Below are 12,167 nucleotides of genomic sequence, written 5' to 3'. Positions count from 1 at the left end.
CAGCGCTACTCGGTGATGGTGGTGCTGGCCAGCAGGCGCAGCGCAGCCTCATCGCTGGACCCGGGTTCGGCGTGTTGCAACAGCAGCCGGTGACCGTTGTCTTCGGGCAGATGCAGGATCTGGAAATGCAGGTCCAGCCGCCCCACCACCGGGTGGTGGTAGCGCTTGATGCCGTGCGTACACAACGCCACGGGTTGCGCCGCCCACAATTGCGCGAAGTCCTCACTGGCCACACTCAGGTTGCCGACCAGACGGGCGAGGTCGGCCTCGGCAACATGGCCGGCGCTGACATAGCGCAGCGAGGCCACTGCCAAGGTGGCCTCGGCTTCCCACTCGCGATGGAGGCTGCGCGCGTGTGCGTCGATGAACATCATCGCCACTTTGTTGGGCGGTTCGGCACTGTATGGCGCAGCCGGTGACAGGTGCGGTGCAAGCAGCGCATGGCCCAGTCGATTCCAGGCGATGATGTCTTGCAACGGCGACAGTGCGACGGCGGCGATGTCGGGCATCGCGTCCAGCAGGGTGACGCAATCGGGACGCAGCTGGGTTCGCCCCGCTCGCACCTTGGTGTCGCCGACCGCGGCCAGCCGCTGTAAGTGCGCCCGTTCGGCCTCGTCGAGCCCGAGGGCCCTTGCCAGCGCGTCCAGCACCTGGGTCGAGGGATTGGTGGCCAGCCCCTGCTCCAAGCGCGTGTAGTACGTCAACGACACCCCAGCCGCTTCGGCCAGTTCTTCGCGGCGCAACCCGGGCACCCGGCGCGGCCCCAGACCGACCAGCCCCGGCAGTAGCGCCGTGTCGGCGGCTGCCCGCCGACTACGAAGAAAGTCCGCGAGCTGCTGCCCGCCCGATCCGCGTGCGTCCGTCATGTTTTCCATCGTGCGTGACGGATCCGCGGCGCGCCTGTCCCTGGCAGTGACAGGCAGCTATCGATGCTGGGTGCGTCGCGAACTCGGGCGTGCGATGGTGCTGAGATGACAACGTTCGTCATCGACGCGCCGGTGGCCATCTTGCTCGCCACGTCCGAAGCTGCCATTCCGCCGCAGCACAGTCTGGCGGCTCCAACACTCTTGCGCTCGCAGGTCCTTGCCCTTGTTTACGAGTCGGTGCGCCGCGGCGACATCGATGAACGGGCAGGCCGGAAAGTGCTCGACGGCGTCCGCGGGCTACGAATCCGGCTTCTCGGCGATCGATCCCTGCAGGACACCGCATGGCGAATAGCGGCCGAGTTGAATTGGCCGGATACCTACCGAGCCGAGTACATCGCACTCACTCGGTTGCAGGCCGACGCACTGGCCACTTCGGACCAGGACCTTGCTTCAGCCGCAAGCGCTTTCGTGCAAACCGTGTCACCAGCTGACATTCTGTGCTGAGCTAGGTGCGCAGCCGGGTCGCCGTTCAGGCGCCGCATCAGCGGTCGGTTGCGTTCATCGGAGGCCTTTTGATCATCCCGCGCGCAGCGCGGTGTATCTGAAGCTAAAGCCCGGACGGCACGACCTTGCCGTTGACCGTTACCTCGACCTGGCCGGTCGTCGTGTTGTACGCGATCTTGCCGTGCTCGAATGTGGTGACGAGCTGATCGCCGACGGGATTCTCGTCGCTTGTGAGGACGCCCAGCGGGCCTGCCGAGCCGTTCGTGCCGGTGACCGACGGCACGCCGTCCGCGTCGCGTTGCACATTCCAGGCCTCGCGGATTTTGCCCCAGATGATGTAGGCGGGCGTGCCCGGCTGGCTGTTCTTGGCCACGATCGCGCCGCCCTGGAACTGCTGGAAGACGACGCCGCTGTCGCGAGTTCCGGCGTTGTGATCGCCTGTCAGTGGCTTGCCGAGGGCCGCCTTCTGCTTGTCCGTGGCCGACGCGTATTTGGCGGCGATCGGGCCGGTCAGCGTGACCTCGACGTCCCTCTCCCCTGTGAGCTTCACCTGGGTGGGCGGCGCCGGAACTTCGGACGTCACAACCAACGCGACCTGCGGCTGCGCCGCGACATCGCTGCTCGTGTCAGTGCTGCAGCCGGCAACGGTCAGTGCGACGGCGGCCAGGCCGGCGATTGTTGTGCGGCGGTACGTGCTCGTGTTCATAGGTTTCCCCTCACGTCTTTCCTGTGGTGCGCGTCATATTGCAGCTGATGCCCCGGCCCGGTCACGACCATAACGGAGCCACTTCAGCTGCGCGCACACTCAGCGCCTGGGGCGAGGTGCCGGGTGAAGAAGCGGGCCGCGTCCTCCCCCGCGAATTTCGGGACGCCGGTGTGGCCACCCATGTTGGCGTGCAACGTCTTTTCTCGGGAGCCAAAGGCATCGAATACCTCGAGCGCCATCTGGCGGTCGTTCGATTCGTCGTCCCACTGCAGCAGGACGTGCACGGGAATCGTGACCTGACGGGCCTCGTCGAACATGGAGCGAGGGACGAAACTACCGGCGAATAGTCCAGCGGCCACGATGCGTGGTTCGACCACCGCCAACCGGATACCGATGGCCATCACCCCGCCGGAGAAGCCGACCGGACCGCCGACCTCCGGCAACGAGAGGAGTACGTCAAGGGTCGACTGCCATTCCGGGACCGCGGCGTCGACCAAGGGCATGACGAGGCGGTCGACGATGTCGCTGACAGGCTGGCCCGCGGCAAGCGCCCGGTGCAGATCGGCGCGGGCCCGCTCAAGATCAGCCAAGCGAGGGCGATCACCACTGCCGGGTAGCTCGATGGTCGCCGCGGCGAACCCGTTCGCCAAGGCGCCGCGGGCACGGTTCGCGAGTCGCGGATACATCTGACGCAGGCCGCCGGGATGCCCCAACAGGATCAGCGGTGCGGGTGAAGAGCCGGGCGTCCAGAGGATGCCCGGGATGTTGTCAAGAGTGAATGACCGCTCGACGCTGCCGTCGTCGAGACGCTGTTCGGAAATGAAATCCATGGTCGTGCCTTTCGGGAGTGCTCGTGAGACGGCGCTCCCGGGACGACCTATCGCCCAACCGTGGCCCTGGTGAGGAGCACCCACGTCGATTCGTTCACGGGTACCGCCTCCTCGTCCTCTCGCATGGCCCGCCAACGAAACTAGCAGCGGCTTCTTTTTGCGGCCAACCATTTTCGTCACGGGATGCGGCTGTGCCGCCACACTTCGACCGGCGCCGAAGCATCGGCGGCGCATTCTGGAGCCATGAACTCTGCAAACTCTGACGAAGTCGATAACCGAGGAATCGAAGCAGTGACGCATGCGTGGGAAGAAGCGCTGGCGAACCACGATGTCGAGGCCCTGTTGGCTTGCTACGCACCGGACGCCATCCTGGAAAGCCCGGTGGCAGCGCACATCCTGGGCGGGCCTGGGGTGTGTCGGGGCCATGAGGAACTCAGATCTTTCCTGACCGAGGTGGTGGCACGTACCCCGGACGAGCGGCACTACTACCGCGCCGGATTCTTCACCGACGGCCACCGCGCCACCTGGGAGTATCCCCGCGAGACACCGGACGGCCAGCAGATGGATTTTGTCGAGGTCATGGAGATCGAGCACGGATTGATCCAGGCTCATCGCGTCTACTGGGGTTGGCGCGGAGTCGAGATCCTGGCCAGCGATGGCTACTACCGATGATTTCGATCCTGGGAGATGCGCGCGGCATTCCGTCTAGCCTGGCGGTAGTCGATCCGCGGGGGGACGAACAACGTGAATATCGATCTGAAGAACCGGGCGCACTGGCTGATGGGGTATGGGCTCCCCCGCGCGACGCTGAAGCTGCTCGCGCGCCGGGGCGACCCATTCGCCCAACTGCTTCTCGATGACGGTCAGCATGACCGCGCGTACGACCTGATCGAGCAGATTCGCCAGCAGGGACGAATGGCGCCGGCATTCGGCGGCAACGCCCTGGTGACCGCCGATCTGCAAATCACTCGAGAAACTTTGCGCGACAATCGTTTCCGCACTGCAAAACCGTACGATCGGTCGCCGTTCCGCACCATCCAGCGTCTGTTCGAGAAGACCGATCCCCGCGTCATCAATCCCGTCGAACCGCCGTCACTCCTGATGGTCGACGAACCCGACCATGCGCGCCTGCGTCGCCTGGTGTCGCGGGCCTTCACGCCGAAAGCCACCGACGGGCTTCGACATCGCATCCACGACGTCGCCGACCGCTTGCTGAACGAACTCGACGACGGCAGCGGCGAATGCGACTTGGCGGTCGCCTACGCGTCCCGAATCCCCATCGAGATCATCGCGGACATGCTGGGAATTCCCCGCGCGGAGGCGCCCTACCTCTACGAAATGGGTGAAGCCACCTCCAAGTTGATCACCACCACCGCACCTTCGTGGCGGAACTTCCAGACCGCCGTCGCGGCGCTGCGCGAGCTGGAGGGATACCTTGCCGCCCACATCGACCGATTGCGCGGTGCAAGCGCCGATGACAGCATCCTGGCCGCCGTTGTCCAGGACACCGAACTCTCCGACTTCGAGGTCAGGACGTTTGCGGGCCTACTCCTCGGTGCCGGATTCCTCACTACCGCACATCAATTCGGCAACGCCGTCGTAGCACTGCTCAATCATCCCGACCAGCTGGCACGCCTCCAGGCCCATCCGGAGGGCTGGCCCAACGCCGTCGAGGAGATCCTGCGCTACGACTCGGTCTCCCAGATCGGAGTCAGAGTGGCGACTGAGGACGTTGAGGTCGGCGGATACCCGGTGCAAAAGGGGACCGCCGTCTTCCAGCTCCTTGCCGGCGCCAACCGCGACCCAGCGGTGTTCGAGCGCCCCGACCAATTCGACACGGCACGCGCCAACGCCCGCGATCACGTCAGCTTCGGCACCGGCAGCCACGTCTGCCTGGGTGCTCCCTTGGCGCGCATGGAACTGCAGATCGGCCTGGAGGCACTGTTCGCGCGGTTCCCCAATCTCGCTCTCGCGGGTACGCCGGCCACGAACGACAGCACGCTGCTGCGCGGAATCAGCTATCTCCCCGTCTCGCTCGCGCCGGCACCGGTCAGCTCCGTGTGACGACGCGTTGACGCGTCGTCACACGGTCCGTGAAGACCCGCAGACAGCGCTGGGCTCTACTGTCGCCAGTTGGCTTGCGGCACTGACCACGACGCCGAGCTCGGTGAGCGTCCACGGCCGGCCGCGAGCGATCACGACGACGTGCTGGATGGCGAGACCCGCCAGTTTCCGGCAACGTTCGACCAGCTGGTCGGCGGACTCACCGGGAGTCAATGCGGTAGTGAGAGTGTGTTCGATCTCCTGACGCGGCCGCCCGATCTCGTCACAATGCCGCTCGAGCGCGTCGAGCTGACGACGAATCACGCTGTCCCCGTTCGGGATATCGAACAGGTTGCAGGCATCTGCGTATTCGGCAACCATGCGCAAGGTACGGCGTTCACCGGTGCCGCCGATCAGAACGGGTGGCCGCGTGGTCGGCCGTGGCCTGCCGATGGGGTGTTCAGCGCGGTAATAGCGGCCCTCGTAAGGAGATTCGTCGCCGTCCCACATTCGGCGGGCCAGCTGGAGCAACTCGCCCATGCGGTCGAATCGTTCGCCAGTCGGCGGCAGGAACAGCCCGAGCGCTCGCGCTTCGTCGGCGTTGTAGCCGGCACCCAGCCCCAACCATGCTCGTCCGCCGGACAATACGTCCAAAGTGGTGACGGCTTTGATCAACAGCGCCGGGTCGCGGAACGTCGTTGCGGTGACCAAGGTGCCGAGCCGCAACTCCGAGGTTTTGGCGGCCAGGAACCCGAGCGTGGTGTACGCCTCCAGCATCGGCTCATCCAGCCGGCTGGCGGGGTCCGCCTGCAGCAGATGGTCCGCCACCCAGAGCGTGTCAACGGCTGTGCCGTCGAGGAATTCAGCCACGGCGGCGAGATTTGCGCGAATGGCGGTTGGTCCCTCCGGCCACGAGAAGTTGGTGACGCTGACGCTGAGTCTCATGCCGGCCCACCGGGGACGGCATGCTCTGGCCGGTTGCGGGCGGCGCGGCGCTTCGGCAGCAGGAAGCCAACGGCGACAAGCCAGATCAGAGCCGAGAACCTGGCGACCGGAAGGAGCGGCGCGGCAGGCGGCCAGATGAGAACCAGCGTCGTCAGCTCGGCGGCCACGGCGATCCCGAGGCCGATCCACGCCAGGGTCCGCGGCACCAGACGCAGGATCAGCGCCGGTACCGCGAGGCCGGCCGTCAGCAGTCCGAGCATCACGACGTGCGCTACGCCGCCGGAGAGGAACACCAGGTAGTAGAGCGCGTTGATTAGTGGGCCGTCGGAGAGGATCTCCGGCCGCGACAGTGTCCACAGCAGCAAGCTCGACAATCCCAGTCCCCCAGCAGCCAGTACGCCGCCGGCCAGGGCGATGGTGGCGCCCGGTGCGGTGACGCCGAGCTGCCGTAGTCGCGCACTGGCCGTGGCCGCGTAGATCAGGAGCGGCACAGACGACCCGAAGACGAAGACCGCGCACACCTGCGCCGACGACGAATGCGCACGGAAGTAGTCGAGCACTGCCGGTGAATTCCCGTACGGCAGCGGCGGCATGCCGCCCAGCACGACACCCAAGATGACGCCGCAGAGCAGCAGGCCGAGCGAAATCGTGCCCAGAAGCCATAGCGGCGGCCCGCCCTGCTGCGGCGCCCGGCTGGTGGCGGTCGGTCGATCGCGGGTGTAATCGTTCATATGATGAACGATATTCTCGGTGAACTGGACACGTCAACCTCATTCACAAAGTGAACGGTTCTGTCCGTGTATTGTTCGTCCATGTCATCAGCTTCCAGCGCCCAGCAGCGGGGCGGTGTCGCGTTCCTGCTCGCCCAGCTCGGACACCACGCCGCTCAGTTGTTCGCCGAACGCCTTGTGGCCGTGAAGCTGACGCCGCCACACGCCGGCATCTTGCGGATGATCGCCACCCAGCCGGGCCTCAGTCAGCAGGAACTGAGCGGGCTGCTGGGTCTGCTGCCCAGCCGAGTGGTCGCATACCTCGACGAACTCGAGTCACGAGGTGAGGTCGAGCGCCGGCGAAACCCAACCGATCGGCGTCTGTACGCGTTGTACCTGACCAAATCGGGCGAGAAGTTGATGCAGACGCTTTCGGAGATCGCTCGTGAGCACGAACAAGAGCTGACGTCCGGCTTGACCAGCCAACAACGCAAGACGCTCAACGAACTGCTCGCGACCCTCGCAGACCAGCAGGGCCTGACACCGGCGGTACACCCGGGCTTCCGTCAACTCGGCCGACGGCGAGGCGCAAGGTAAACCGCACGGCGACAGCCGGCACCGGGGGCGTCCGCCCAATAGCGCCGGTAGCGGCTGGAGTTTCGCGCAATGCAGCCTGGTCACAGGAAAGCTAGAAACTAGAAATCAGCAGGGTTCGGACGTTCGATCGAACGCGCCGTCAACCCAAGCCCACGCACATGGCCCGCAATCTCCCCGAGGCTCGCCACCCACACGTCGTCCTGGGCGCACACGTACTCGATCAGCCCGTCGAGCGCAACCGCTCTCGACGGCCGCCCCGATAGGAACGGGTGGTTGGTCAGCACGAAGCAACCGCTCTCGGCACGCATGGCATCAAACTCCAAACGCCACAATTCGATCGCCTTCGTCGGGCTCTCGATCAGTCCCGAACCGCTGAACTCGGGTATGTAGCAGTACTGCTCCCAATCGTCGAGCGCCCACTGGATCGGGATCTCAACCAGTGAACTGCCGGCTTCCACGGCCAGCTCATACGGGTGGTCGGTGTCCATCAGGCTGCTGTCATAGAGAAATCCTCTGTCACGCAGCAATTTTGGTGAATGCCAGTTCAACTCCCACATCGGGGCTCGGTACCCTCTGGGCCGTATCCCCGTCACCGACTCGAGCGCCTCCAGTCCACGGTCCAGAATTGCGGATTCTTGAGCTTCGGTGAGGCCACGCATCGGCTCGTGGAGATATCCATGGTGCGCGACCTCGTGACCATGGTCGACGATCGATCGGATCACGTCCGGATAGCGCACCGCGGTGTATCCAGGGACGAAGAAGGTCGACCGAATGCCATGTTTGGCAAGGGTTTTCAGTAGTCGTGGCACACCTGTCAGCGGACCGTACGCCTGGTGACTGATCGCCGACATCCGATCGGCATGTGATGGATCGACTCCGAGCATCGCCGACTCCGCGTCGACGTCGAACGAAAACGACGCTGCGCAGCGCTTGCCGCTGGGCCACGGTACCGGCGGGACCGTCATGCGTGACACCGAGCCCGGGCCAGCAATGCGAGGAGTTCATAGGCCAGGCACGCTGCGGCGATACCAGTGAGCTCAGCATGGTCGTACGCCGGCGCCACTTCGACGATATCCGCGCCCACCAGGTTGAGGCCGTCGAATCCCCTTACCAGCTCGAGCAATTCGCGACTCGTCAAGCCGCCGATCTCAGGTGTGCCCGTACCGGGTGCATGCGCCGGGTCGAGCACGTCGATGTCGATCGACACGTAGAGCGGAAGGTCGCCGATGGTCTCTCGCAGTTGCCCGACGACGTCCTCGACGCTGCGCTTCTGGAACTCCCTGCAGTGCACCACCGTGAATCCCAGTTCCGCGTCTGACGTCAGATCGTTCGGCGAGTAGTGCGAACCCCGGATCCCAACGTGCGCGCTGTGGCCCGAGACAAACAGGCCGTCCTCGGCAGCGCGGCGAAATGGCGTACCGTGCGTCAACGGCGCATCGAAGTAGGTCTCCCAGGTGTCCAGGTGCGCGTCGAAGTGCACCAGCGCCACCGGCCCGTAAAGCTTGCGGTGCACCCGCAACAGCGGGTAGGCGATTGTGTGGTCGCCGCCGATCGTGATCAACCGCGCACCGTTGGCTGTCAACGCGGTCGCATGCTCTTCGATCTGGCGTGCCGCGGTCGCGATGTCATATGGCGTACAGGGGATGTCGCCGGCGTCGACCACCTGCTGGCTGGCGAAGGGCGACACCTGCATCTGCGGATTGTAGGGTCGCAGTACCCGCGAGCATTGCCGGACATGGCCGGGACCGAACCGGGCACCCGGCCGATAGCTCACTCCGGCGTCGAATGGAATCCCCACGACCGCGACGTCGTAGCTCGGCACATCTTCGATACGCGGCAATCGCGCGAACGTAGAGAAGCCCGCATACCGTGGTACCACGGTCCCATCAACAGGCTGAATGGGTTGATGGTTCATGTCCGGCACCGTGTCGCTCCTCCATTGATCTGAATAGTCTGGCCGACGAATGCGCCCATGTCCGAGCGCGCCAGCAGGGATACCGCTCGTGCGATCTCCTCCGGTTCACCGATGCGGCCCAACGGAATACCGCGTCCATACTGCTCGTGCATCTGTTCCAGGCTGATGCCTGCGTCGTCGGCGTCCACCTGCAGTTGCGGCGTATCGATGACGCCGGGCGCGATCGCGTTGACAGTGATGCTCTCCGGCGCCAATTCACGGCCGAGGGACTTCGTGAGGGCGATCAAGCCGGCCTTGGACGCCGAATAGGCGGTGGCATTGGGCCATCCGACGACCCCCCATTCCGACGAGATGATGACGATGTTGCCGCCGCCTCGATTACGCATGCCGGCAAGCACCGCCTGCACCAGGTACACCGTGCCCGCCAGGTTGGTGTCGATGATCTTCCACCAGTCGTCGTCATCGTGGTCGACGAACGGCGCCATCGTCATGTATGCGGCGTTGCACACGAGAATGTCCACCGGCCCCCGCGTGCGCTCGATCTCGCCGACCATCGCGGCGACGGCATCGGGATCGGAAACGTCGGCAACGGCGGGGAACCCGTCGACCGCAGTGACTACGGCATCCATCGGCGCGTCGTGCACGGGACCGTTGACGCCGACGATGGCGCCCTCGCTCGCCAACCGCGTGGCTATCGCCGCGCCGATCCCCTGCGTCGCGCCGGTGACCAAGGCGATACGTCCGGAATGCATCAGATCACCGCCCCGCTGTTCGGCGACAGGACTTCGCCGGTACAGAACTGCGCGTCGACCAGATACCGGACCGCCTCGGCGACTTCCGCCGGACGCGCCAGCCGTCGTGCCGGCAGCGTCTCGAGGTATTCCACTGCGCGCCAGGGTGAGTCGGTTGCTAGCAGAGGCGTGTCGGTGGGGCCGGGTGCGACCGCATTGATCCGAATGCCGTATTCGGCCACTTCGGCGGCCAGGCTCCGTACCAGACCGATGATGGCGCCTTTGGCGGCCGCGTAGTGTGCGTCGGCATCGCCGCCGCCGATGGCCAGCTCCGAGGTCACCGCAACGATGGCTCCCGTACGTCGCTCGATCATTGACGGCAGTACCGCTCGCACGACGTTACGCAGCCCGCCGAGGTGCACGCGCAACATGCGGTGCAGTTGTTCGCGCGTGATGTCGGCGATCGTAATCGACTCGTAGTGCCCTGCTGCGCTGACGACCACGTCGATCGGCCCAGGCTACTCGATGTATGGCGTCATCGACAGCGACCGCATCGGAGACGTCGATGCCGAACGGCGCCGGCTCGTTGAGGTCCAGTCCCACAACGTCATATCCCTCCAGTGCGGCCGCGACCGCTGCGCCGATCCCGGACGACGCGCCGGTGACCACTGCGACCGGGCTCACTGAGGCACTTCCGCATTGCTCAAGCGTTCGGCGATAGGCGCCTGAATGCCGCGGCGTACCGACAGGTAGATCACCACGCCGACGACACCCAGCACCAGCGTTGTCAGCACGCTGGCCCAGTTGATGTACCAGGGTTGGCCTGGCTGGATGCGGGGCCATGCGACGTTCACCGTCTCGAAGATGATCCACAGAGCGGCAACATAAGTGACCGGGGCTCCCCACTTCCCGAGGCTGAACGCGCCAGGTTTCCACCGACCGGTCATCCGGGCGAGAGCAGCGCCGATCACGGGCACTCCGAATGCAATGTAGAACCCGATGATGTTGAAGTTCACCAGGATGTTGTAAAACTGCGTGCCTGCGAGCAGTACGAAAACGATTGCCACGACCGCGGTCAGTCCGATGGCGTTGACCGGCAGGCGTTCTGGGCCCGCCAAACCGCCGAGCACTTTGGAGCCGGGCAGGCTGTGATCGCGTGCGGCACCCCAGATGCACCGCGATACAGCGGCTTGTACGGCGAGGAAGCTCGACACGAAGCCGATGACGAACATCGCGAGCAGCGGTTTCGTCACCCCGGCGCCCAGATGCGCAGTCAGGGTATCGGCGACCACGTCGCCGGACTGCGCGCTCACGACAGCGGGAAGGTTCGGAATCGAAAGGATCAGTGCCGCAGCGGAGAACATCACGACGAGACCGACGAGAAGCAGTGCCAGGATGATGGCCTTCGGCACGTTGCGTTCCGGTTCGTCGACCTCCTCGGCGACCGATCCCGCCGCCTCGAACCCGAGGAACGACCACCCGACGTAAGCGATCGCCAGCAGCATCGGTCCGGATGCCCACGACGCCGCATCAGGGATACCCGCACTGGAAAACAGTGCCGAGAAAGGGTTTTCGCGGTAGAAGATCAGCAACACCAAGCCGAGACCCAGTGAGCCGACGACTTCGCAAGTGATGCTCACGGCAACCATCACTTTCAACACCTGCCGGCCCACCATGTTGACGGCCGTCCCGACCAAGATGATGGCGACCGCGACAGATGTGATCTGCCATCTTTGTGGTTCGGATACACCGAAGATGTTGAGCAGGAAGCCGCCCGCGGCATATGACAACGTGCCGAGTGCGATCGTCAGCCCCCACATGTAGGCCCAGGCGGCCACCCAGCCCCATGTGGTGCCCTGTACGTGGCGCGACCACTGGTAGACGCTGCCGGCGTACGGCCACCGCGACGCAAGCTCGCCGAACACCGCGGCCACGAGCAGCTGCCCGATCAACACGATCGGGAACGCCCAGAAGAACTGCGGCCCCGCGGCGAACAGGCCCAGGGTGAAGATCGCGTATACCGCCGCAATCGGCGATACGTCGGCGAACGCCAACGACAGCGCCGAGCGGAAACTAAACCCGCGCTGCAACCGTTCGGGAACGGCTGCCGCTACGGCAGTCGTGTCGATGGATTCGGCCATCTTGGCTTCCCTTCGCTGGATGTCTCGACTGCGGCAACTGTGGGCCGAGAGCCGGGCGAAAGGAATACGTCGGTAGTATGAAATGTGGCCGATCAACCGTACGATCGTCTAGCCTCGACAGTGGTCTTGTCCGTCCCGTTGGCAGCTCGACGCTGCCTGAACCCCCATGAACTGGCATT

13 protein-coding genes and 1 pseudogene are annotated in these 12,167 nt (G+C 65.0%); 4 read left to right on the top strand and 10 right to left on the bottom strand.

Features of this window, described 5'->3' with window-relative positions:
• Positions 1-5: 5 nt before the first annotated feature.
• Positions 6-866: a helix-turn-helix transcriptional regulator gene (locus tag H289_RS0108445; RefSeq protein ID WP_036420368.1), complete on the bottom strand. Its 861-nt coding sequence runs from the start codon at positions 864-866 to the stop codon at positions 6-8.
• 105 nt (positions 867-971) lie between these two features.
• On the opposite strand from H289_RS0108445, the gene H289_RS0108440 reads away from it, so the two are divergent.
• The gene (locus H289_RS0108440) at positions 972-1,370 is read left to right on the top strand and encodes a type II toxin-antitoxin system VapC family toxin (protein ID WP_020100339.1); all 399 of its coding nucleotides are present in this window, start codon (positions 972-974) and stop codon (positions 1,368-1,370) included.
• A 103-nt stretch (positions 1,371-1,473) separates the two neighbouring features.
• On the opposite strand, the gene H289_RS0108435 is transcribed toward H289_RS0108440, so the two are convergent.
• Positions 1,474-2,076, bottom strand: a complete 603-nt coding sequence (locus H289_RS0108435) for an LGFP repeat-containing protein (protein ID WP_020100338.1) — start codon at positions 2,074-2,076, stop codon at positions 1,474-1,476.
• Positions 2,077-2,159: 83 nt separating this feature from the next.
• On the bottom strand, positions 2,160-2,906 hold the full coding sequence (locus H289_RS0108430; protein ID WP_020100337.1) for an alpha/beta hydrolase: 747 nt from the start codon (positions 2,904-2,906) through the stop codon (positions 2,160-2,162).
• A gap of 291 nt (positions 2,907-3,197) precedes the next feature.
• On the opposite strand from H289_RS0108430, the gene H289_RS0108425 reads away from it, so the two are divergent.
• Together H289_RS0108425 and H289_RS0108420 are read left to right on the top strand one after the other, a co-directional pair.
• Positions 3,198-3,578, top strand: coding sequence for a nuclear transport factor 2 family protein (locus H289_RS0108425; protein ID WP_020100336.1), 381 nt, complete (start codon positions 3,198-3,200; stop codon positions 3,576-3,578).
• Positions 3,579-3,650: 72 nt separating this feature from the next.
• Positions 3,651-4,970 (top strand): cytochrome P450, encoded by a 1,320-nt coding sequence (locus H289_RS0108420; protein WP_020100335.1) that lies wholly within the window; start codon positions 3,651-3,653, stop codon positions 4,968-4,970.
• A gap of 18 nt (positions 4,971-4,988) precedes the next feature.
• Here H289_RS0108420 and H289_RS0108415 read toward each other — a convergent pair whose 3' ends face one another.
• Both H289_RS0108415 and H289_RS30065 read right to left on the bottom strand, forming a co-directional pair.
• Positions 4,989-5,894, bottom strand: a complete 906-nt coding sequence (locus tag H289_RS0108415) for a TIGR03560 family F420-dependent LLM class oxidoreductase (RefSeq protein WP_020100334.1) — start codon at positions 5,892-5,894, stop codon at positions 4,989-4,991.
• Entirely contained in the window at positions 5,891-6,625 is a 735-nt protein-coding gene (locus H289_RS30065) for a hypothetical protein (RefSeq protein WP_020100333.1), read from the bottom strand. The genes H289_RS0108415 and H289_RS30065 overlap by 4 nt, the downstream gene beginning before the upstream one ends.
• An 81-nt stretch (positions 6,626-6,706) precedes the next feature.
• On the opposite strand from H289_RS30065, the gene H289_RS0108405 reads away from it, so the two are divergent.
• Entirely contained in the window at positions 6,707-7,201 is a 495-nt protein-coding gene (locus H289_RS0108405) for a MarR family winged helix-turn-helix transcriptional regulator (RefSeq protein ID WP_020100332.1), read from the top strand.
• A gap of 98 nt (positions 7,202-7,299) precedes the next feature.
• Here H289_RS0108405 and H289_RS0108400 read toward each other — a convergent pair whose 3' ends face one another.
• The 5 genes and pseudogenes from H289_RS0108400 to H289_RS0108380 all read right to left on the bottom strand — a co-directional run bounded on the left by H289_RS0108400 (position 7,300) and on the right by H289_RS0108380 (position 11,988).
• Positions 7,300-8,166, bottom strand: coding sequence for a polysaccharide deacetylase family protein (locus tag H289_RS0108400; protein WP_020100331.1), 867 nt, complete (start codon positions 8,164-8,166; stop codon positions 7,300-7,302).
• Positions 8,163-9,116: an agmatinase gene (gene speB, locus H289_RS0108395; protein WP_036420366.1), complete on the bottom strand. Its 954-nt coding sequence runs from the start codon at positions 9,114-9,116 to the stop codon at positions 8,163-8,165. The genes H289_RS0108400 and speB overlap by 4 nt, the downstream gene beginning before the upstream one ends.
• Complete coding sequence (locus H289_RS0108390) at positions 9,113-9,868, bottom strand: SDR family NAD(P)-dependent oxidoreductase (RefSeq protein ID WP_020100329.1); 756 nt, start codon at positions 9,866-9,868, stop codon at positions 9,113-9,115. The genes speB and H289_RS0108390 overlap by 4 nt, the downstream gene beginning before the upstream one ends.
• Positions 9,868-10,531, bottom strand: a pseudogene (locus H289_RS30060) (SDR family NAD(P)-dependent oxidoreductase). The gene H289_RS0108390 and the pseudogene H289_RS30060 overlap by 1 nt, the downstream one beginning before the upstream one ends.
• Positions 10,528-11,988: an APC family permease gene (locus tag H289_RS0108380; RefSeq protein ID WP_020100326.1), complete on the bottom strand. Its 1,461-nt coding sequence runs from the start codon at positions 11,986-11,988 to the stop codon at positions 10,528-10,530. Before H289_RS0108380 ends, H289_RS30060 begins: the two are co-directional and overlap by 4 nt.
• Positions 11,989-12,167 lie beyond the last annotated feature (179 nt).

Origin of the sequence: Mycobacterium sp. 360MFTsu5.1 (genome assembly GCF_000383495.1) — a bacterium.
Taxonomy (GTDB): Bacteria; Actinomycetota; Actinomycetes; order Mycobacteriales; family Mycobacteriaceae; genus Mycobacterium; species Mycobacterium mucogenicum_B.
Note: the sequence above shows the minus strand (reverse complement) of the source record. Positions and strands in the feature narration are given on the sequence as shown.